Here is a 24361-nt window from a genome sequence, read left to right on the forward strand (position 1 = left end):
GTTATAATTTGTTGAGGCAAATGTACTTAAATTTATATGGTAGAGTATAGAGGTTAATGTTATCTAAAGGGATGAGATAATTTAAAACCTTAGTTGGACTTAATATTTGATTAAAAATAAATGGTTTATAAATACTATAAAATGCTGAAAATTGACATTATCCGACACTATTCTGAAAAATTTGTAAAATTTATATTTAGGATAGAAAAATCTAGACATTTTAAAAAAACAATTAAAACTTTATACAAATGAAAAAAAGAAGATTTATTAAAAGATGAATTCTTAAAACAATTCAAAACAGGAGAAGATCTGATGTCATTTCTAAAAGAAATTCAGAGACGTGGGATTGAAAAGATTCTAGAAGGGGAATTAGGTTCACATTTGGATTATTCTAAATATGAGCAATCAAACAATACAAATTTCCACAATGGCTATTATACAGAGAATGTTAGGGCATCATTAGGAGAGAGCAAGACTAAAGTTCCAAGAGATAGAGATTTTTCTTTTAATCCTAACAGAATTCATCAATTAGACAAAATATTTCTGTGATTTTGGAGCAAGTTATCATGCCTGTTTTTTTTAGAATTAAAACGTTGAATTTTAGAGCGTTAGATTACTCTAAATCCATTAATTATTTAATTACCCTAAGTGATTATTAATCGAACTCAGGTAACTAATGATAGTGTTATGAAGTCTACTTTTTAGTTCTGAGGAAGGTTACAAAAAAATGCCCCAAACCCATACCAAATTGGGGAATAATCCTGAATCAATTTTTAACTATTTTTTACAAAAGAGTTTGACTATGAATAAAAACAAAAAAATATGTCATTTTTTATTTACACATTTTAAGAGATAGTGTCACCAAAAATTAAAAAAAACGTCTCATCTCATTAATGATATAGCGTCTTTTTTTTTTTGAAATAAGGTTTATATTATTTCAGAGGCTTTTATCAAATATTCGTATTAAGCCAATCTTAAGGTCTAAATTAGTTTGTAAGATTTTTTTATCACATTATGATATAAAATATATAAATTTGCATCTCTCTTTTTAGAAGAGTATACTTTTATATTGCGAAAATAGCTCAGTTGGTAGAGCACGACCTTGCCAAGGTCGGGGTCGCGGGTTCGAGTCCCGTTTTTCGCTCAATTTTTTTAATGCTCGGGTGGTGGAATTGGTAGACACGTTGGACTTAAAATCCAATGATCATTATGATCGTGCGGGTTCAAGTCCCGCCCCGAGTACATTTAACTGGTTAATCTAGTGATAATCAGCTAGTTACAAAAGCAAGAGGAAAAGAAAAAAGCGTATTTATTTTTTTTAAAAAAAGTTTTTTTTCATAGGGTTATAGGCTTCTTTTTTGAAGTGAAGTATCTAAAATTAGTTTTATTTTCTCCTGCCTTTTCTTCTGATCCTAAGACACCCATTTTTCCACTAGTTATCTTTTCAGGTTTTATGATTAGATCGTCGTAATTCTTAACCACGCTAGGGGTGTTATCATCACAGGAGCGCAAGTATTAAAAAGTAGATGCGCACTGTAACCAGGACACTATCCCTTAAGTTGTCTTGAACCTTAATCTATGATCTCGTTCTAGTTTTTCAAGCATGAAAAAATATCCATCAGAGCTAATTTCTGATGATGAAAAAGTTAACTCAATAGAAGTTTTTCTTCTATAAAATAATATGCTTTTACTCCTCATTTTTGAGTTTATCTAAAGTGTGTCTTTTTGGACTTTAACACCTTAACCCGCATTATTCATAGTCATACTAAAATAGATTAGACGTGATATTTTTTCCTTAACTTTTTTACTAATCGAAGAGAACTCATCTTCTTTGTCGTTTTTTTGCACCTTTTTTTAGGATGACAATGCTCTTTTTTAGTGTTTTTACATGGTTTTTTAACGACAAGGCGTAACTATCCCAAGGTTGTTCATTTCACAAATAAACAACCGTTACTGGGTAATAATTTCCCGAAATAAACCCTTGTAAACAAAAGATTTAGATAGCTGATAATAGATTCGCCTTTTGGTAATTTTAATCGTTGCTCCTACCTTGAGAAGATAGGTTCTAATCGAACTGATTAACCATTTTTTTGCTACTTCAAATCTTGTTTTCTTTATCTTCTGTTTCAGTAATAAAAACATTTCATAGGCAAGACTACTCATCATAAGTCGAAAAAAATTAGCAAGAAAACTATGATTTGACAAACGATCAGAAAAACACATATTTTTAACTTCTTTTATTCTATTTTCACTTGAATCACCTCTTTTCACATAAAAGTCAAAGTAAATTTCTCTAGCATCCTTTTGGGGAAGATTACTAGAAAAATGCCTTATGTTCATCCCTAATCCTGTACTCTCAACTTTAGAATAGCACTGTTGAGGCTTGTGCCAACTCTTGGCTTTGTACGTAAAACTCATAAAATGTTGGTGCTTCTCTCCCTGATCTAAATACATTTTTTTTACAGCATTTTTTGACCAAGATACCTTTCTTTTTAAAACTTCATTGCTCGCTATGCCTGTCACATATAGTAAATCAAAATCATCTACTAATTGGTAAAAAGGAGCGCAACTAAAGCCGCTATCACTTCTAATAATTATTTCCATCTCTGGGTGACTCTCACGTATTTTGATAATTATTCGCTTTAAAATACTCACATACCATTTATTAGAATGACTATTTCCTGGGCGGAGTACAGGAAGGATAATCTGTCCTGTTTTTCCATCATGAAAAAATAGTTCATTGTACATGAATTGACTATAATAACCGTTAAACATTGACAATTGTTGACTGCCATGAGTTGGATCATCAGTTGAATCTACGTCAATAACTATTCTCTTACGATCAGATAAACTTGAAACATATTTGTATAACCACGCATCACAAAACTTAAAAACAGCTTGTTTGTCAAAGCTATTCTCAAATCTTGATATAGTAGGTTGAGAAGCCAAATCACCTTGAAGAACATCTTNGAATTAAAGGATCGTTATGTAAATGATTAACATCATNGGCGTCTTCATAGCCTAACATGATCATATAAACCCTTTGTTTTAACTGTTGCTTTCTGGTATAAGTAATAAATCTAGAGTCTCGAGTATCAGGCAAAAGTTTACTGTAATAATGAATCAATCTATGATCTCTTTCTAGTTTTTCAAGCATGATTAAAGATCCATCAGAGCTAATTTCTGATGATGAAAAAGTTAACTCAACAGAAGTTTTCCCTCTATAAAATAATGTGTTTTTATTCCTCATTTTTGGGCTATATTAAAGTATGTTTCTTTGGACTTTAATGCCTTAAAATTAACACTTTATGCGCAATATTTAAAGGGTAACTATGAATAATCTGGGTTAAAATTAATACTTTGTGAATAATATTGAAAGGTAACTGTTCTAAAGACTATTCAGAAACGTTGTATTGAAAGGATGATAGAAGAGGTGTTAGATTTGCATCTGAAATTATCGGTGACCAGCTTAAAAATATTTGTCAAATAGAACATTCTAGGCGTAGAAGTTTTTGGTAATTTTTCTAATAATCCTTATCTCTGGACTTGTTGCCTATAGCTTTTGCCCGAAAAATCTTCTATCAACCTTTTGGCCTTATATAATGTGCATCTTAGCTTGATTTATTAATCGAACTCAGGTTATGAAATAACAGATGGGAAAAACATCAATTAAATCTCATGATCCCAAATAAAAGTTTGTAAGGCAAAAACTAAATAAAATCATTATTGAACTTAAAGTTGTAAGGAAGTCCCTATCTTTGGGGCAAATTTGCAAAGTATTAAATAAAAAGAAAATACTAATTCTCCCACCAATAAAAAATGGAATAATCCTAAATTTTCTTCATACTACCGATAATTAAAAATTGATGTGGGAAAGTTATGAGGGCTAAGGGTAGGGCTAGTGCTTCCACAGGATTAACCATTTACGTTAGAATAGAAAGCATTTATGTCGTTAGTAAAAAAGAGTTACGCAGTTAAATTGGGGTATGACTTTATCACTGAGGAGTATTTGCCCAAAGGTAAGGATGAGTACTATATTAGAGATGAGTCTATAGATATAGATCACTATAGAACTTTGAGTAAGGGAGAAATAGAATCTTTAATTAAAAACGGCAATGAGTCTAATAATTGGGAGGATATTTTCGTTAGTGAAGGCTTTAATGCCTCTATGGTCAAAAACTGTAAGTTTTACGGTAAGATTAGAATAGGCATTTTGGAAGATTGCCATTTGGAATACAGTACTTTAAAAGTTCCTGTGGGGTTATATGACAGTATGATTATATCTTGTGATATAGGTGATAATGTATCTATTAGTAATGTTCAGTATTTATCCCATTACAAAATTGCAAATGAGGTAATTCTATCTAATTTGGGCAATATCCATACGTCTAATCACTCTAAGTTTGGCAATGGCATATTAAAAGAGGGAGAGCAAGAGCATGTCAGGATTTGGTTAGAGATATGTAACGAGTCTAAGGGTAGGGCGGTTTTGCCTTTTGATGGAATGCTTTCTGCCGACGCTTATATATGGTCTAAGTATAGAGATAGAGATGTCTTAATGTCTAAGCTTAAAGGGTTAACAAATAACAGGTATAGTGATAAAAGAGGGCATTACGGAACTATAGGCAATGGTGTTGTCATAAGAAACTCTCATTCGATACAGGATACTAAAATAGGTGATCACGCTTATATCAAGGGGGTAAATAAGATAAAAAACACTACAATTAATAGTAGTATGATTGCACCTTCTCAGATAGGTGAAGGAGTAGAAATGGTAAATGGAATAGTAGGTTATGGTTGTAGAGTTTTTTATGGAGTAAAAGCAGTTCGTTTTATAATGGACGATCACTCTACACTCAAATACGGAGCTAGGTTGATAAATTCTTATTTAGGGGGTAATTCTACCATATCTTGTTGCGAAGTATTAAATTCTTTGATTTTTAATGGTCATGAGCAGCATCATAACAATTCTTTTCTGTGTGCTTCTCTTGTGATGGGACAGAGCAATATAGCAGCGGGCGTAACCATAGGTTCTAACCACAACTCTAGGGCGAATGATGGAGAAATAATAGCTAATAGAGGTTTTTGGCCTGCTTTATGTGTCAATTTAAAACACAATAGTAAGTTCGCATCTTTTTGTTTAGTGTCAAAGGGTTCATATCCTCATGAGCTACGCATAGATTTTCCATTTTCATTAGTTGCAAATGACGAAAGAGAAAACTCACTTAAGATAATTCCAGCATATTGGTTTTTATATAATTTCTACGCTTTGGAGAGAAATTGTAAAAAAATGTATCAAAGGGATAAAAGGGTACAAAAAAGGCAGAATATAGAGTTTGATTATCTAGCCCCAGATACTATAGATGAAATATTTTCAGCCATTGAAAAATTAGAAGAATACATCGATCTAGCAATTGAAAGATCTGGAATAGTTTGTTGTGATTCTAGTGATAAATCGAAAATTAAAAAAGAGTATTTAGAGTCGTCAAAACATGAAAATCTTTATTTAGAGATTTTAGCTGAAGATGTGGAGAATTCTACTAGAAAAGTTCACATTCTAAAAGTTAAAGAGTCGTATAAAATATACAAGGACCTCATACTTCTTTACTCTGTAAAGACAATATGTAAATATTTTTATACTCAAGTGGAAGATTTTGGGGATATACTTGAATTTATAAAATCTACAAATTTGACTCATCAATATGATAAATGGAAGAATATCGGAGGGCAATTAATGAAAGAAAGCGATGTGGAAGACATCATATCTGAAATAGAAAATGGCAAACTAGAATCTTGGGAAGCGATACACGATAAATATTCACTTTTAGGAGAAGGTTATTTAAAACATAAGTTTGAGCACGCTGTCATTTCTCTATTAAAATTATTAGAAATCCAAATGAGTAGTGATCTCAATGCCGATATTTGGAATAATTCTGTCAAGAGAGCTATAAGCGTTCAGGAATATCTGTGTGATAGTGTCATATCATCTAGGGAAAAAGATTACACAAATCCTTATAGAAAAATGGTTTACGACAATACTAAGGAGATGAATAATACTTTAGGCGAGTTGAACCAAAACAGTGTAATTATATCTGTAAAGGAAGAGACCGAGAGTATAAAACAGATGTTTTTAAACAGCATGTGCTAGGTAAATCATTATGACATTTACTTCTAAGAAACATTATAGTTTAGAGGATTTGAAAAGCCTCATGGAGAAATATTGTTCTTATCAAGAACGCTGTCATAAGGAAGTTGAAGAAAAATTATATCAGATGTGTTCAGATAGAACACGTGTAGATGAGGTCGTATTACATCTTTTAGAAAGAGATTTCTTAAATGAAGAGAGGTTTGCTAAGAGTTTTGTCAGGGGTAAGTTCTGCCTGAAAAAATGGGGTAAGGTCAAAATAATATCAGAGTTAAAAAGGAGAAGCATATCAGAACACTGTATAAAAAAGGGATTGGAGGAAATAGACACGAGTGACTACCATAGAGTTCTGATACAGGTTTTAGAAAAAAAATCTATGCAGTTGGGGCAGATTAATCCAGTAGAAAAGAAACACAAGGTTATAAATTATTTAATATCTAGAGGCTTCGAGATAGAGTTGATTCACAGTGTTTTAGATGAAGGACACTAAAATGTAGCGCTAAATACCCAAATTACACACTGTCTTGTGATAGTGTGTAAAGTTAGTTTTAGTTGTTTTAAAAAAAAGCTGCCTCGGTTTTGAGACAGCTTCATAAACTTTACACACTTTACGCGATAGTGTCAGATGGAGAGGAATTATTGAAGTAGTTAATTTTTATATAACTTCGCAGCCTGTCCTTTTTTTTTACACAATGGAAAAATTTAAAAGATATGTTATAACGGCTGCTTTGCCTTATACCAATGGACCTATACATATAGGGCATCTTTCTGGGGTTTATATCCCAGGGGATATATATTCTAGATATTTAAGACTAAAGGGTAGGGAAGTGTTATTTATCTGCGGCTCTGATGAGCATGGTGTTCCCATTACTATTAAGGCTAAGAAAGAGAATGCCACTCCTAAGGAAATAGTCGACAGGTATCATCATGTGATCAAAAAATCTTTTGAAGAATTCGGCATTTCTTTTGATAATTATTCTAGGACCACAAATGATATTCATCATGACATAGCCAAGGATTTCTTCCTTGAGCTTTACGATAAGAACATCTTTATAGAACGTGTATCAAAGCAGTTTTACGACGAAGATGAAAAACAATTTTTGCCAGATAGATATATTACAGGAACCTGTCCCAAATGTAATTCAGACAATGCCTATGGCGATCAATGTGAGAGTTGCGGATCTTCTCTATCTGCTACAGAATTAATAAATCCAAAGTCTGCTCTAAGCGGAAATACTTCTAGTTTAAAAGACACTAAACACTGGTTTTTACCTTTAGATAAATATGAAGATTTTTTAAAAGACTGGATATTAAAAGGTCATAAGGATGATTGGAGAGCCAGTGTATATGGTCAAGTAAAATCTTGGATAGATGAAGGTTTAAAGCCTCGTGCTGTAACTAGAGATTTAGACTGGGGTGTTAAAGTGCCTATAGAGGGTGCTGAGGGGAAGGTAATGTATGTGTGGTTTGATGCTCCTATAGGGTATATTTCTTCTACTGTGGAGTGTGCGAAAGAAAAGGGCATAGATTGGGAGCCCTTTTGGAAAGATAAAGAAACTAAACTAGTTCATTTTATAGGTAAAGACAATATAGTTTTTCACTGTATAGTTTTTCCAGTTATGCTCAAAGCCCATGGAGATTATATATTGCCCGATAACGTTCCAGCTAATGAGTTTTTGAATTTAGAAGGTCGTAAGATCTCTACTTCTAAAAACTGGGCAGTTTGGTTAGATCAATATTTAGAGGATTTTCCAGATAGACAAGATATCTTGAGATATGTTCTCACAGCTAATGCTCCTGAGACCAAAGACAATGATTTTACTTGGAAAGACTTTCAGTCTAGAAATAATTCGGAGTTGGTAGCTATTTTTGGAAATTTTGTCAATAGAGTTTTTGTGCTCACTAATAAGTATTACGATGGAATGGTTCCTGAGATGTCTAATTTAAACGAATCAGACCAATTAATACTATCAAGCATAGAAAAATATCCAGATAAAATAAGTGATTTAATAGAGAAATATCATTTTAGGGAGGCTCTATTTGAATTGATGAATTTAGCTAGGATGGGAAATAAGTATTTGGCTGATCAAGAACCTTGGAAGATATTTAAGACTGATTCAGAAAGGGTAAAGACAATAATCAACATAAGTCTTAGGATAGTAGTGGCTCTATCTGTTTTGTCAGATCCTTTTTTGCCTTTTACTTCAAAGAAGTTAAAATCTATGTTGAATATAGATTTAGACTGGAGTGATATAAAATGTGGCAATAGTATTTCATTTGGTCATAAAATAGGCATGTCAGAGCATTTGTTTAGTATTGTCGATGACAGTGATATTGAAAAACAATTGGAAAAACTCAAATCTAGCAAAAATACAGTGCAATGAATATTAGGGGAGTTATAGATCATATTGTAAAGTGGATTAAAGATTACGGCAATGAGGCTGGGACAAAGGGCTTTGTGGTAGGTGTTTCGGGTGGAATAGATTCCGCTCTTACTTCACATTTATTAGCTTTGACCAAATGTCCTGTAATATGTATGGAGATTCCCATTTATCAAGATAGTTCTCAAGTGGAAAGAGCTCAGCAGCACATGGTTGATTTGTCAGAAAAATTCCCAAATGTCAGGATAGAAAAGGTAGATTTAACATCTACATATGAGGAGTTTTCATCTCTGTTTTCTAATGAGACTGGAAACGAAAATTTAGACTTGGCATTAGCTAATAGCAGGGCTAGGCTCCGCATGACCGCATTGTATTTTACAGCTACTATAAATTCCTGTTTGGTAGTTGGTACAGGTAACAAGATAGAGGATTTTGGAGTGGGCTTTTACACCAAATACGGAGATGGCGGCGTAGATATAAGTCCCATAGCCGATCTGTTAAAATCTGATGTATACGCCATATCTAAAGAGTTAAAAATATCTCAGTCTATTTTAGATGCTCCGCCTACCGATGGGCTTTGGGGAGACAATAGAACCGATGAAAAACAAATTGGAGCATCTTATGAGGAACTCGAATGGGCTATGAAAATAATAGAAGAAGGTAGATCGGATAACCAATTTAATGAAAGAGGAAGAGAGGTTATAGAGATATATAAGAGATTGAATAAAAGTAATAGTCATAAGATGAAATCTATTCCAGTTTGTTTGATCCCTAATCAGTTATTGTAGTTAAAAGTATTTTTGTTATAAAAAAAGAAGTTATGTTAGTTAAAAGAAGATTGTTATCGTTTTTGTTATTGTTATTTATTGCGATTCTTGTAGTTTACAAGAAAGATATAAAACCTGTTTTTGTCAGTGGAGATATCTTATTTCAGGATACTAGCCGAGGTGATATTTCCAAGGCCATAAAGAAGGTTACAGAAGATGAAAATAACTCAAAGAGTTTTTCTCATGTTGGAATTCTACAGATAGATGATAAAGGAACCAAATTCGTGTTAGAAGCTATAACAGAGGGAGGTGTTTCTAAAACTCCATTTGATACTTTTTTAAATAGGAGTTTAACTGATAATGGAGAGCCTAAGGTAGTGGTTTGCAGATTAAAAGAGAAATATAGAGATGAGATAAATGTAGCTCTTGAGTACGGTTCTAAATTGATAGGTTATCCATATGATAATGTGTACACAATAGGTGATTCTATGTATTACTGTTCTGAATATGTATATGAGATGTTACATAACACAGGTGAACATAAGGATATATTCAAATTGAATCCTATGACATTTAAAGATGATGATACTGGTGATTATTTGCCTTTTTGGGTTAAATATTACGACAGTTTAAACGTAGATATTCCAGAGGGTAAATTGGGGTTAAACCCTAATGGGATGTACAAATCAAATAATATTGACTCTATATATTCTTTTTATTAACAGGAATATTATACTGTCATAATGCAATAAATCTCAGTATAGAATCGTGATTTTCAGCACTTTAGTTTTATCGAAAGTTGTTCGAGTTAACTGAATATTAATAGAACTTAGATTATCTATTTTCTATAAATTTTATTTCCTCTAATAAGAGTTCTAATTGCATATTGCTATTGTGAATGTCTTTCTTTAAAGTTTCTAAATTTTGTTTTAGCAAATCATTACGATTATATAAACTCTTTAAACTTTTTTTGAGAATGGCATTTTCTTTTTCAACATCATATAGCTCTTGTTTTAAAAGATTTTTATTGTCTTTCATATTCTGGTACACAGCCTGTGTAGCTGATATGTTTAAAGTAGTAAGACCATCGTAATCTACCGAACGTAAATCTTCTACCTCCTTACCATAAATAAAAACCATATTCTTAGAATCTATCACGTCTTCTGTTAAAAATGTATTAGAATCTATAACTTCTTTTACAATTATTATCTTATCTCCTGTGTTTTCTATGATAACTTTAACTCTATCTCCATTAGAAAAACTGTGTTTTTTTTCAGTGGTAATAATGCTTCCTAAAGAAGAAGCTCTTACAGATTTGGCTAATTCGTATACATCGGGAACGATCCCTCTACTTATATCAATAATTTCCGGGATAGTATTTTCTATCTGCTGAGCTATCACTTTTTTAAAAAATTTATTGCCTTTTTCAATACTATCTACCAAGGTATAATCTGTTATTTCTATTTCTAAAAGATTTTTGAGATCTCTATTTTTGTCTGATACGCCTATTATATTCTTCATACGCCTATCTGATATAGCTATAAAACGTTCATCCGTTAGAATACTTTTATTCGCATATATTGATATCTTATTTTCACTAAATGTAGAATTTAAGCCTTTTGACCCTTTACCAAAATAACTGCTAATATTTATACTATATTTACCATAGTAACCGTTTATATTTAATAAACCATAGCCTTCATTAAAAGTATTTGAAGCATTTTTATTTAAAAACACCCTACCATTTAAAAATGTTTCCTTAATAGTAGAATTCCCTAAAACTACTGTATTACTGCCCTTGCCTTTTGCGTCATAGCCTATAACTATTTCATTTTCAACGTCTGTACTTGAAGCAGTATTTACTCCTAGATATATAGATTTTTTTATATCTAATAACCAAGTACCACCTCCTCTAAGATTACCTGCATTTTTTCCAATAGCTACAGTATTATAAACTCCATTAATACTATCATAATTAATGGATCTATAACCTATGGCTACATTGTAATTACCTTTTAGACTACCCATAAAAGCCTCATCCCCTATGCCTATATTACCAAGCCCTTCTTCATTATGGAAAATAGGAATCCTTCCTATAGCAATGTTATAATGTCCACTAACATTATTATGAAGACTCATATTCCCTATACCTATATTATTAGATCCACTCTCACTGTACGTTAAAACATTATTTCCAATAGCTATGTTATTAGACCCTTGCGTATTGTTTATTAAAGATTCATACCCAAATGCAATATTTCCCGAACCAGTAGTATTTAAATTACCTGATTTAATGCCTAAAAATATATTTTTATTGCCAGTGCCTGCAGAGGTTCCATTACTATTTACTCCAGACCAACGAGTAATTAAATTATCATCTATTTTTATAAGACCAGCATTTATACATTGCCATGAAGTTGTATTAGATATATTATCTGAATTTGAATTTTTAAGACTCTTGTATAAAATACCATTTCCTATAACTATATCATTTTCATGATATCTCATATTATTAAATTTGGTGTAAAATTTATTAGTAGATAGCTCTCCTGATATATTGGCATTACCATCAAATAGCTCGACATTACCAATACTTATATTAGAATCACCATCGTGCATATTAAAATCGCCATTTTCTAATGAAAAACTACCTTTTGCATATGTATTTTTAATATGACTATTTCCTAAAACTATAGTATTATCTCCTTTGCCTATCGCTCCATAACCTACTACTATTTCATTTTTTTCCCCTTTCGACTTGGTATCTGCTCCTAAGTAAATTGACTTACTAGCCTTAGTGTTTTTTATACCAGGATCAGAACTATAATATCCAGAATTATCACCTATAGCCACATTATTACTAATCTCTTCTGATAAAGAAGATGAGGTTATACCACCTAAAGAATTATTACCTATAGCAACATTATTAGAGCCTATATTATTACTGTTTAAAGCATCATACCCTATAGCTAAATTATTTTCTCCACTCTCAATAGAATTGCCAGATCCTATACCCAAAAAGGTATTGCCAATACCGCTGCCTCCAGATTTACCATTACTATTTTTACCAGACCAGAGAGTTATAATATTGTCTAGAGTTTTAGTTTTTATAAGATTGACTAATCTATTGCCACTGATAGCTTCCCAATATGCTTTCTCTGATATAGGAGATTTATTTGTATTAGCATTTTTAAGACTCTTGTATAATATCCCTTCCTTTATAACTATACTGTTTTTGGAATAAGTTCTAGAATTATCCCACTGTGTATAAAAATTACTAGTAGATAATTGGCCTGAAATATTAGCATTGCGAGCTAAATTAATATTTCCACTTTTAATATCTAAATCTCCATTAGTTAGCTCTAAAGCACCGTTTGGGATATATGTATTAGTAATACTACTATTGCCAATAACCACTGTATTATTTCCTTTGCCCTCTGCTCTATAACCTATAACTATTTCATTATCAGCAGTAGCTGAACTAGAGGTAACCTCTTGACCTATATATATAGATTTTTTAGATCCAGTATTAGCACTAGCACTAGCAAAATTACCATGATACGAGCCAGCATTATAACCTATAGAAATATTTTCTACTCCAGTAATATTTTCGGATAAGGCCGAAATTCCAATAGCAATATTTTTTGAGTTATTACTACTTTTAAGAGAATTATCACCCATGGAGATATTATCATTGCCAGTACTATTTGAATTCAAAGCCTTATTGCCTATAGAAATATTCCTAGAGGCAGTAGTCACTTGGCTAATAGATTCATTTCCAATAACGATATTTTCTGAACCTGTAGTTATTTTCTTAGCAGAATTCAATCCAAAGATGATATTATCAATAGCAGTTTTTGTAATGTTTGTCAATCCTTTGTTAAGGCTATTATCCCAATTCATAATAATATTGGGATTAGTTTTGTAAAATGTGAAGATATTCGACCATTTAGTAGGTAATGACTCAGGAGAAGTAGCTTTTTCGTAATTATTTAATGCCGTTTTAAGTGAAAATAAATTGCCGTTATGAAGAACAACATCTGCTATAGAATAGTTTTCGCCGTTCTTCCATCTTTTAGTAATGCCGTAAGTTTCAACAAACTTTTTACCTTGGGTAGGCGATAAAACCATTTTATTATTATCAGTGGTTAAATTATCAGCTATATCAACTACACTTAGCTTTGTATCTATATAACTCTTAAGAACCTTACCCTGATTAGCAGATAAAGCAGAAGATATATTTCTAGTATTTAAATTATCTATAACATTAATCTTAGGGCTATTTGCAGCGTATAAGGCATATGGAATAGACATTAGTTCATATTTTATTAAAAAAGATTTGTCATCATAAAAATTTTTGCCACTCCAATCAATATATGATTTGATATAATAAACGGTATTAGCCCAGTTTAAATTAAATAATTTTAAATTTGAAAAACCACTTCCTTTAACCCCATCACCTATCTTTAGGTGTACCATAGCATTTTTATCAGTTTCTACACTAGGGTGATCTTCTAAATAAACTGTCTGTTCTACACCTTTGATGAGATGACATATAGATATTCTAACACTTATTTTTTTCTCTTTTAATAAGACCTTATCCTTCATAGCCACAAATTGATAGCTTAAATTATGAGGAACATTTTGAGAAATAGACTCTAAACTATACAGTAAAAAGAGCAATATAAATTTAAAAACAATTATGACTCTACTTTCCATGATGGTAAATAACAACCTATATAGACTTAATTAACCCGTATTATTCATAGTTATACTTCAATTTAGGTATAAAGTGTTAATTTTGAAGGGCTTTACCCTAAAAATCAACTACTTTAGATAAAACCTAAAAATGAGGAATAAAAACACATTATTTATAATCCGAGTTAGATTAGCAATTACTTATAAATACTTAATAAAAACGATAGATTTAACCTGAAAATTCATACGATTATGAATAATCAAGGTTAAGTCTTTGCAAGACTATACTTGATAAGAGATAACTAAAAATCATTTGTTTTCCAATATTTTTATTCTTTCAAACATAAGCCTTAATTTATCATTTTTATCTTTAAAATCGTTTTGTAAAGTCGTTATACTCTCTTTGAGAGAAGCACTTTCTTTATTTAAAACTTCTATGTCTTCTTTTAAGGCTACGTTTTTATTTTTTATTTTGTTAATCATTTTTCTAAACGAACTATTTTCATCTTTCATCTCTTGATATATAGCCTGTGTAGCTGATATATTCAGTGTCGTGAGACCATTGTAATCAACAGAGCGCAAATCATTAATCTCCTTGCCATATACGAATACTCTAAGATTTAGATCTAGAATATCTTCTATTAAAAATGTATTAGAGTCTATGACTTCTTTTACGATTACCCCTTTATCTCCACCATCCTCTATGATAAGTTTGACCTTATCTCCATTAGAAAAACCATGTTTTTTATAAGTAGTAATAATACTTCCCAAACTAGATGATTTGCTTACAGATTTAGCTACTTCATATACATTTGGAATAACCCCTTTACCTATACTTACAACTTCTGGAACTATATTTTCTATTTGTTGAGCTATTACCTTTTTAAATGATTTATTCCCTTTTTCAATACTGTCTATCATAGTGTAATCTAGGATTTCTATATTCAGGAGCTTTTTTAGATCTTCGTTTTTGTCTGATATGCCTATTATATCCTTAATGCGTCTATCGGACACCGCATGAAAATAAGATAGTGTTACAATACTATTACTAGCCGATATTGATGTTCTATCTCCTATTAATGCAGTAACGAGACCAGCTAGAGAATTACCACCTCCTCCATCAAAAAAATAGCCACTTTTTTCTCCTTTGATGTCGTAACATCCATTTACATTTAATAGTCCATAGTCTTCACTAAAAAAAGGTGATCCACAATTATTACTTAAAAATACCTTCCCACTCAAATGAGTTTCCAAAATATCGTCATTGCCTAAAACCAATGTATTCGTGCCTTTACCCTTTGCTTCATACCCTATCACTATTTCGTTATCAATAGGCGCTGTTACATCCTTTGAAGATGTATTTGCTCCTAAGTAGATAGATTTTTCACATTTTGTAATACCTGATCCTGAAAAAGATCCAATGGCTATATTATAATATCCATTATTTAAATCTTTTAACGCTTCGTGTCCAATAGCAATATTATATTTTTTAGTATTTAGGTGTAAAGACCTATATCCTATGGCAATATTACCTGAACCAGATGTATTTTCATTAAGGGATTCATAACCTATAGCAATGTTATCATCGTCTTGATTCTTAATGAGAGATTTAGCTCCAATAGCTATGTTTCCAGAGCCTGTATTCTGCATTAAGGATTCCATTCCTATGGCTATATTTTTTTCCCCAGTCGTATTAGTATTTAAAGAGTTATATCCAATAGCTAAATTATTTGAACCGCTAGTATTTGAATTGCCTGATCCAATACCTAAAAACATATTTTTGCTGCCAGTGCCTGCCGAGGTCTCATTACTATTTAGACCAGACCAACGAGTAATTAGATTATCATTAATTTTTATAAGACCCGCATTTATAGCTTGCCACTTAATATAAGATATCAAAGGATCAGCATTGATATTATTTTCAAGACTTTTATATAATATTCCATCCTTTATAACTATGTGATTTCTCAAATAATTTTTTTTATCATCCCAACTAGTATTGAAAGAATTAGTCATTAATTCTCCTTTTATAGTTACATTGCCATTAGACAAACGGAGATTCCCTTTAGTAATATAAAAGTTGCCTTTTGTCAATTCTATATTACCTTCTGTCAACTCGAGGTCTCCATTTGTTATATACGTGTCTGTAGTCTCACTATTACCTAAAACTATTGTATTGCTCCCTTTACCTATAGCGCCATAACCTATAACTATTTCATTCTCAGTTGAAGCTTCATTCGCAGATCTAGTATCTGCTCCTAGATAAATAGAATTTTTAGATTTTGAATTATTGTCGCTAGGAGGACTAGTGCTATAATCTCCTTTATAGCATCCTGCATTATTACCTATAGCTACATTTTTACTAATATCATTTTCATTAGTTGAGTTTAGTTTAGCCAAAGAATTATTACCTAATGAAATATTGCGGCTTCCTATAGTATTTAAGCTTAAAGAGTTCGTCCCCACGGCTATATTATCTGAGCCAGAACCAATGCTATTACCAGAACCAATACCAAAGAACATATTTTTAGTGCCACTTCCCCCTGATTTACCTTTACCATCCTTGCCAGACCAAGCTGTAATTATATTTTCAGATATTTTCTTTAGATTTTCCTCAGATACAGAAGAGCCGCTGATAAGTTCCCAATTAATATTATCTATAGACGGTGATATAGTAGACTTAGGTGACGAAGTGTTTTTTTTGTAGAGATCACCTTGATAAATAATTATATCATTTTGTGAATAAGTCTTAGAAGCATCCCATTGTGTGTGAAAATTACTAGTAGATAATTGACCTGAAATATTAGCATTGCCACTGCTTAAATTAATATTTCCACTTTTAATATCTAGATCTCCATTAGTTAGCTCTAAAGCACCGTTTGGGATATATGTTTTAGAATCTTTATGGCCGATAACAACAGTATTATGTCCTTTGCCTTCTGCTCTATAACCTATAACTATTTCATTATCAGCAGTAGCCGAACTAGAGGTAACCTCTTGACCTATATATATAGATTTTTTAGATCCTGTATTAGCATTTTTAGAATCAAAATTTCCATGATATGAACCAGCATTATATCCTATAGAAATATTTTCTACTCCAGTAATATTTTTAGATAAGGCCGAAATTCCAATAGCAATATTTTTGTTCGCATTAGTAAGTTTAAGAGAATTATTTCCTACGGCAATATTATTATTACCAATACTATTTGAATTCAAGGCCTTATTGCCTACAGAAATATTTTTATATGCCGTAGTTATAGCATTTCCAGACCCCTTCCCAAGAATTATATTATCTGAACCTGTAGATAAAGAATTAGCAGAGTTTAAGCCTAAAACGAGATTATTATCACCCTTAATATTATTAATATCTCTCGCTGTAGCAGAACTATTACTCCAGTTCATAATAACATTGGAACTGATCTTGTCAAAAATAGATAGATTTAACCATTTAGATTTTAGATGCTCTGGAGGAGTATTTTTTTCTGATTTATCCAAAGGCGATATCAGAGAAAAAAACTTGCCCTTTCTAAGAACAATATCTGAAACTGAATGGATTTGATTATTTCTCCATTTTTTCATAACACCATAAACATCAACTATCTTTTTCCCTTGGGAAGCTGACAGAGCTTTTTTATCATTTTCAGTATTTAAATCATCTATTATGTCTCTTTTATCTAATTTTTTATCTATTTCTGCTTTTAACACAGAGCCTTGATTGGCTGATAAAGCTTTTGTAGTACTGTTGGAATCTAAATTATCTATGACCTCTACCTTTGGGCTGTTTTTTGCGTACAAAGCATATGGAACGCTTAATATCTCAGATTTATTTACAATAGCATTATCGTAATTGTTATTAGCATTCAAATCAATTTCTGACTTTATGTAATAAGTTGTATCTCCCCATTGCAAAGAAGATAATTTTAATGTTGAAAAGGCTTCGCCTCTAAGACCATCACCTACGCTTAGGTTCAATAATCCATCCTTATTTGTTTTAATACTCGAATAAGTCTCCGAATACAAGACTTTTTCTTTAGAAGAATATATTGATATACGCACGCTTACAGAATGTTCCTTTATGAGCTTTTGTCCTTTTCTAACAGTCAACTGATAATTTAGTTTATCGGGAAAAGTCTGAGAAATAGCCTCTAAGTCACTCAGCAAGAGCGAGTGTACAAAGTAAAAAGTTAATACAAGCCTAAACCTCATTATCTAAATAATTAACAAATAAAAAAAACATAGATAGACCTCTTTTTAAGAAAATTATTTTTTCTTCAATATTTCTATTCTTTCTAGAAGAAGTTTCAATTTATCATTTCTGTTTTTAAGATCCTTTTGTAGGATTTTTACATTCTCAATAAAAGAGATGTTTTCTCTATTTAAAAGTTCTATTTCTTCTTTTAGAATTGTATTGTCTTTTTTAACCCTATCGATACTTCTTATAAAGAGATCATTTTCATTTTTTATTTCTTGATATATGGCCTGTGTAGCTGATATATTAAGTGTTGTAAGGCCATCGTAGTCCACAGAACGAAAATCGTCTACCTCTTTGCCATACACAAATATCTTCTCGTTGAGGTCTAAAGTCTCTCCTATTAAAAATGTATTATAATTTATAATTTCTTTTACTATCACTCCTTTATTTCCCTTATTTTCTATTATAAGCTTAACTCTATCCCCAGTAGAAAAATTATGTTTTTTATCAGTCGTTATGACACTTCCTAAATTAGAAACTTTTACAGATTTAGCTACTTCATACACATTTGGAATAATCCCTCTGCCTATGGTTACAACTTCTGGGACTATACTTTCTATCTGCTGAGCTATTACTTTTTTAAATGACTTATTCCCCTTTTTAATATTGTCTATCATAGTATAATCTGTGATTTCTATATCCAAAAGCTTTTTAAGATCTTCTTTTTTATCTGATATGTTTATTATATTCTTAATGCGTCTGTCAGATATGGCTTGAAAGTAAGTATTTGTTAAAATACTATTACTGGCATATATAGACACTTCTCCACTAGAAATATTTGTACCTCTTTTTACTGGAAGTATATTGTTTTTAAAGTAAGAGCTTCTATCTCTCTTAGTATAATTACCAGAATACCCATATATATTTAATAATCCATAATCTCTATCTACAAATCTATTTGTCGAATTTGTTCTATTTAAAAACACCCTTCCTTTTAGATAATTTTCTTCAGTATTAAAATTGCCTAAAACTATTGTATTGGAGCCTTTACCAGTTGCATCATTAGCTATAACTATTTCATTTGAGATATTACTTCCATATGATGGACGAGTATTATTTCCTAAGTAAATAGATCCAATAATTTTTGCGCCAGATCCCGAATTTGAGCCTGCAAAATCTCCAATAGCTATATTTTCACTTCCCTGTTTTGAGTCATTTAAAGCTGAATAGCCAATAGCTATATTAAAGCTTCCTTTAGTATTAAGATTAAGAGATTCTAGTCCTATAGCTATATTTCTTGAGCCAGTCTTGTTTTTATCTAGAGATTCGTAGCCTATAGCAATATTTTCTTCTCCTCTTGTATTATCATTGTGACTACTTCCTATGGCTATATTATCCGATCCTGTGGTGTTAGAATTTGAAGAATTATTTCCTATAACTATATTATCCTTTCCAGAAGTGTTTTTTTTTAAAACCTCATGGCCAATAGCCAAATTATTTGAACCAGTAGTAATTTCACCTGAATTAATCCCTAAAAAAAAATTTTCTCTACCAGGTGCTTCTGTTCCATTACTCCCCTTGCCAGACCAACGTGTAATTATATTGTCATTAATATTCAGAAGTCCAGCATTTATAGCCTGCCATTTAGTTGGATCTATTGAAGGATCATAATTTGTATTATTATTTTCAAAATTTTTATACAACGTTCCATCTTTTGTAGATACGAAATCTTTTGGATACTTTGTGGTATTATCCCAGTTGGTATTAAATAGACTAGTTGCTAGCTCTCCTTTTACAATCACATTGCCATTAGATAAAGTAAGGTTTCCTTTAGTAAGGTTTAAATTACCTTTTGTCATGGTTAAATTTCCTTTGGTTATGTTAAAGTTGCCATTTGACACATATGTATTTCCAGTTTTATCATTACCTAAAACTATTGTATTGTTCCCTTTTCCTATAGCGCCAGAACCTATAACTATTTCATTTTCAGTTGAAGATGTATCTGCAGATCTAGTATCCGCTCCTATGTAAATAGAGTTTTTAGATCCAGAATTATTAGAGCTAGAGGAGCTAGGCCCTCTATAACGCCCTGCATTATCACCTATGGCTACATTGCCGCTGACGTCTAATGGAGTAGATGACAACAAGTTATATAGAGAGTTATTGCCTATTGAAACATTACTATTCCCCACAGTATTTGACTTTAAAGAATGATGACCAACAGCTATATTATTGGAACCATTACTAATATCATTACCAGAATCAATACCTAAGAACATATTTTTAGTTCCATCACCCCCTGATTGTCCATTTCCGTCTTTACCCGACCAAGAGGTAATTATATTCGAAGATATATTCATAAGAGTATTAACTGAGGTAGAGGTTCCGCTAATAAGATCCCAATTAGCAGTGTCTAAAGAAGGATTTGAAGAAGAAATGCCTGATGAAGTCTTTTTTTTGTAAAAAATACCTTCGCTAATGACTATATCGTTTTTTGAATAAGCCTTGTTTGCATCCCATATTGTGTGAAAATTAGAAGCGGATAAATTGCCAGATATATTAGCATTACCATTTAAATTAATGTTTGCATTTTTGATATCTAGATTACCATTAACTAATTCTAGAGTTTTAGGCACATATGTCTTGATTATACCTATACCGCCAATTACTGCTGTGTTGTTCCCTTTTCCTTCTGCTCTATAACCTATAACTATTTCATTTTCTGCGGTAGCTGAGCCAGATAAAACCTCTTGCCCTATATATATAGATCTGTTAGATCCTGAATTAGTGTTTTTAGAACCAAAATTTCCACGATATGAACCTGCATTATATCCTATGGAAACATTTCCATTTCCAGTAATATTCTCAGATAGAGCCAAGACCCCAATAGCAATATTTTTGCTCGCATTAGTAAGTTTGAGAGAATTATCTCCTATAGAAATATTATCCCCTCCACTAATATTTGAACTCAAAGCCTTATTGCCTATGGATATATTACTAGATGCGGTAGTTATAGCATTCGCTGATTCCTTTCCAATAACTATATTATTTGACCCTGTAGATAATGAATTAGCAGAGTTTAGCCCTAAAACTAAATTGTTATTCCCTGTAATACTAGTAGAAGAACTGCGATCCCAATTCATAATAATATTAGAGTTAATCTTCTCAAAAGGAGAAATATTTAGCCATTTAGATTGTAGCGATTCTGGAAGAGTGTTTTTTTCAGACTCACTTAACTGAGATTTTAAGGAGAAAAGCTTACCATTACTAAGAGCAATATCTGATACCGAGTAAGTATAATCATTTTTAAATCTTCTGGCAACTCCATAGATATCAACTAATTTTTTGCCCTGTGCAGCTGACAAAGCTTTTTTACTATCTTCAGTAATTAAATTATCAACTACGTAGGTTTTATCTAATTTCTCATCCGCTTTTGTTTTGAGTTTAGCCCCTTGATTAGCTGATAAAGCCTTTGTAGGGCTATTGGAATATAAATTATCCATAACTTTTGTTCTTGGGCTATTGGCTGCATACATGGCGTAGGGAACGCTCAATATTTCTGATTTATTTACAATAGCGTTTTTGTAATTGTTTTGGCCATTAAAATCAACTTCAGATTTTATGTAATAGGCACTGTTCTCCCATTGTAAGGAGGATATATTTAAATCTGTAAATTCTCTTGCTTTGAATCCATCGCCGATCTTTATAGATGCTAATCCATATTCGTTTGTCTTTACATTAGGGTGACTTTCCAAATACAAAACTTCCTCTTTAGATCCATCAAATGAATATATAGATATACGGATACTTATTGTGTGTTCTCTTAGCAATTCTTGTCCCTTTCTAGCTATTAATTGATAATTAAGTTTGTTGGGTAAATGTTGACCAACAGAGTTCATGTCGGACAAGAAAAAAAATAATATAAAGATTGTAGTTAGGGTATGCCTACCATTCATGATACATAAATTTAACTCTAATCAGATTAAGGAGGTTCAAATAAGCCTTACAAATATACTAATTTTATATTCTAGAATAGTAGGATAAGGCAGATTATATAGTATAAAATATTCTGTTCTAATTTTTATGCCACCTTTGTGTTAAAAGTTATGTCATAAAACATATCGCTTAAAAATATGAAATTCGATACAGTAAAAGAAAATGAGGTCGTTATAATTTTTGGAGGGACTGGCTTTTTGGGGCAGCTTTTAAATCGTTTCCTCAAATACAAGGGGTATACCGTTTGGACTATTAGTCGTGATAAACAAAATAATTCTGACTTTGAATGGGATCCTTATCTCAAAAAATTTCCAGTAGAGATATTAGCTAAAACAGATCATATTATAAATCTCTCTGGAGCCAATCTCATGAAGAGATGGACCGAAAATTACAAAAGACAATTAGTTGAAAGTCGTGTCATTTCAACGCGTTTTATCAGAGAACTCATAGAGCAAAACAGACACGAAATAAAATCTGTTATAAACGCTAGCGGAATAAGTATTTACGGCGATAGGCCTAATACTTTACTTACAGAAAATGATAAACCTGGCACTGGATTTTTAGAAAAACTATGTGTTAATTGGGAATCAGAAGCTAGAGAAATAAGAAAACTAGGAGTTCGTACAAATATCTTGAGAATCAGTCCAGTTGTACATTATGACAATCCGTTTATCAAAACTCAATTTATGGCTGCCAGATTGAGGCTTTTAGCGCCCTTGGGTTTAGGAACTCAATACGTTCCTTGGGTACATTACACAGATTTACTAAATATCATACACTTTCTTATGACGATTCCCAGTTGTAATTCTACATATAATGTCTGTAGCCCTAATCCCATTCAACAAAGAGAGATGAATAAAATTATAGGAGATCACATAGGGAAGAATCAATTCGCTTGGTCGATTCCAAAACAAATAATAAAACTAATTCTAGGGGCAAAAAGTCAATTGCTCACAGATAGTATTAAGACCACACCTAAGAGATTAATAGAGGCTGGATATAATTTTAAATATCAAAATTTTAGCCAAGCACTTAAGCACCTTTAGTAATTTTGTGAGATAATTTTTAACTCTACTAAAAAAAATGAAAGGGGTATTGCTTATAAACCTTGGATCTCCAGACAGTCCAGATCAAAAAGATGTAAAAAAATATTTAGATGAGTTTTTGATGGACCAACACGTTATTGACGTGCCTTATCTATTGCGTTTGTTTTTAGTTAAAGGCATTATCTTGAACACACGGCCAAAAAAATCGGCGGAAGCTTATAAAAAAGTATGGACTTGTGAAGGATCTCCTTTAATCGTTTATACAGAAAAACTTCAAAAAAAAATTCAAAATCTAGTCAGTATTCCCGTGGAGATAGCAATGAGATATGCAAATCCTTCTATTCAAAAAGGGCTGGGTGATCTGTATAAACGAGGAATTCGAGATGTGTTAATCATTCCATTATACCCTCAATACTCCATGGCTACGACCGAGTCAGTTATAGTGAAATCCCAAGAAGTTAAAAACGCTTATTACAGAGATATGACATTCACCATAGTGCCTCCATTCTATAATAAGCCAGATTATATAAGTGTTTTATCTAATTCCATTTCCAAAAATTTGGAAGATTTTAAATACGATCACCTTCTATTTTCATATCATGGAATACCAGAGAGACATATCTATAAAACGGATCCGACAAAATCGCATTGTAAGATTGATAAAGCCTGTTGTGTTATAGATTCTAAGGCTCATGAAAACTGTTATCGTCATCAGTGCTTTGAAACCACAAAATTGATAGCAAAAGAGTTAAATCTAAAGGAAAATAGCTATTCTAATTCTTTTCAATCTAGGCTTGGGAGCGATCCTTGGTTACAACCTTATACGGCTGAACAGCTTGAGAAATTTCCTTTAGAAGGTATTAAAAATCTCGCTGTTGTAACTCCTGCTTTTGTGTCTGATTGTCTCGAAACCATAGAGGAGATAGGCATGGAAGGAAAAAAAGATTTTTTAGAGAGAGGAGGGCAAGAATTTAAGATGATCCCATGTTTAAATGACGACACTCAATGGGCTGAAGTTTTAGCCAAATGGATAAATGAATGGCTTTGATATTAATTTGATATTGAAAAATGGAGAAAACTATTTCAATTCAAGTATTCAAAGTGTTGATGTTTTTAAATAAACACATCCTACT

12 protein-coding genes, 2 tRNA genes and 3 pseudogenes are annotated in these 24361 nt (G+C 31.7%); 11 read left to right on the top strand and 6 right to left on the bottom strand.

What is annotated here, in order from left to right; translation table 11 throughout:
- Positions 1-252: 252 nt before the first annotated feature.
- The 3 genes and pseudogenes from JBKA6_RS03405 to JBKA6_RS03415 all read left to right on the top strand — a co-directional run.
- A pseudogene (locus tag JBKA6_RS03405) lies at positions 253-513 on the top strand (transposase); the annotation flags it as partial.
- Between the two features lie 558 nt (positions 514-1071).
- Positions 1072-1144: transfer RNA gene (locus JBKA6_RS03410), tRNA-Gly, on the top strand.
- A gap of 13 nt (positions 1145-1157) precedes the next feature.
- Positions 1158-1242 (top strand) — tRNA-Leu (locus tag JBKA6_RS03415).
- A gap of 312 nt (positions 1243-1554) precedes the next feature.
- Here JBKA6_RS03415 and JBKA6_RS07500 read toward each other — a convergent pair.
- The 3 genes from JBKA6_RS07500 to JBKA6_RS07925 all read right to left on the bottom strand — a co-directional run bounded on the left by JBKA6_RS07500 (position 1555) and on the right by JBKA6_RS07925 (position 3250).
- Positions 1555-1698, bottom strand: a complete 144-nt coding sequence (locus JBKA6_RS07500) for a hypothetical protein (RefSeq protein ID WP_157776919.1) — start codon at positions 1696-1698, stop codon at positions 1555-1557.
- Positions 1699-1950: 252 nt separating this feature from the next.
- The gene (locus tag JBKA6_RS03420) at positions 1951-2949 is read right to left on the bottom strand and encodes an IS1380 family transposase (protein ID WP_096685869.1); all 999 of its coding nucleotides are present in this window, start codon (positions 2947-2949) and stop codon (positions 1951-1953) included.
- A 1-nt stretch (position 2950) separates the two neighbouring features.
- Positions 2951-3250 carry a transposase gene (locus JBKA6_RS07925; RefSeq protein ID WP_096685871.1) on the bottom strand — a complete coding sequence of 100 codons (300 nt, stop codon included), beginning with the start codon at positions 3248-3250 and terminating at the stop codon, positions 2951-2953.
- A 188-nt stretch (positions 3251-3438) separates the two neighbouring features.
- Here JBKA6_RS07925 and JBKA6_RS08095 point away from each other — a divergent pair.
- The 6 genes and pseudogenes from JBKA6_RS08095 to JBKA6_RS03450 all read left to right on the top strand — a co-directional run.
- Positions 3439-3620 (top strand): annotated as a pseudogene (locus JBKA6_RS08095) (hypothetical protein); the annotation flags it as partial.
- Positions 3621-3946: 326 nt separating this feature from the next.
- Positions 3947-6148, top strand: a complete 2202-nt coding sequence (locus JBKA6_RS03430) for a DUF4954 family protein (protein WP_096685873.1) — start codon at positions 3947-3949, stop codon at positions 6146-6148.
- 61 nt (positions 6149-6209) lie between these two features.
- Positions 6210-6635, top strand: coding sequence for a regulatory protein RecX (locus JBKA6_RS03435; protein ID WP_157776920.1), 426 nt, complete (start codon positions 6210-6212; stop codon positions 6633-6635).
- Positions 6636-6837: 202 nt separating this feature from the next.
- Positions 6838-8514, top strand: a pseudogene (metG, locus tag JBKA6_RS03440) (methionine--tRNA ligase); the annotation flags it as partial.
- An 11-nt stretch (positions 8515-8525) separates the two neighbouring features.
- Positions 8526-9314 (top strand): NAD(+) synthase, encoded by a 789-nt coding sequence (nadE, locus tag JBKA6_RS03445; protein ID WP_096685879.1) that lies wholly within the window; start codon positions 8526-8528, stop codon positions 9312-9314.
- Between the two features lie 32 nt (positions 9315-9346).
- Positions 9347-10015, top strand: a complete 669-nt coding sequence (locus JBKA6_RS03450) for a YiiX/YebB-like N1pC/P60 family cysteine hydrolase (protein ID WP_096685881.1) — start codon at positions 9347-9349, stop codon at positions 10013-10015.
- Between the two features lie 112 nt (positions 10016-10127).
- On the opposite strand, the gene JBKA6_RS03455 is transcribed toward JBKA6_RS03450, so the two are convergent.
- From JBKA6_RS03455 to JBKA6_RS03465, 3 genes are all read right to left on the bottom strand, one after another.
- Complete coding sequence (locus JBKA6_RS03455) at positions 10128-14012, bottom strand: hypothetical protein (RefSeq protein ID WP_096685883.1); 3885 nt, start codon at positions 14010-14012, stop codon at positions 10128-10130.
- 288 nt (positions 14013-14300) lie between these two features.
- Positions 14301-18200, bottom strand: a complete 3900-nt coding sequence (locus tag JBKA6_RS03460; protein ID WP_157776921.1) for a tail fiber domain-containing protein — start codon at positions 18198-18200, stop codon at positions 14301-14303.
- A gap of 54 nt (positions 18201-18254) precedes the next feature.
- Positions 18255-22142 carry a tail fiber domain-containing protein gene (locus JBKA6_RS03465; RefSeq protein ID WP_157776922.1) on the bottom strand — a complete coding sequence of 1296 codons (3888 nt, stop codon included), beginning with the start codon at positions 22140-22142 and terminating at the stop codon, positions 18255-18257.
- 177 nt (positions 22143-22319) lie between these two features.
- On the opposite strand from JBKA6_RS03465, the gene JBKA6_RS03470 reads away from it, so the two are divergent.
- Positions 22320-23228 (top strand): TIGR01777 family oxidoreductase, encoded by a 909-nt coding sequence (locus JBKA6_RS03470; RefSeq protein ID WP_096685889.1) that lies wholly within the window; start codon positions 22320-22322, stop codon positions 23226-23228.
- A 37-nt stretch (positions 23229-23265) separates the two neighbouring features.
- Positions 23266-24276 carry a ferrochelatase gene (gene hemH, locus JBKA6_RS03475; protein WP_096685891.1) on the top strand — a complete coding sequence of 337 codons (1011 nt, stop codon included), beginning with the start codon at positions 23266-23268 and terminating at the stop codon, positions 24274-24276.
- The last annotated feature ends 85 nt before the right edge of the window (positions 24277-24361 follow it).

This window comes from Ichthyobacterium seriolicida, assembly GCF_002369955.1.
In the GTDB taxonomy this organism is placed as follows: domain Bacteria; phylum Bacteroidota; class Bacteroidia; order Flavobacteriales; family Ichthyobacteriaceae; genus Ichthyobacterium; species Ichthyobacterium seriolicida.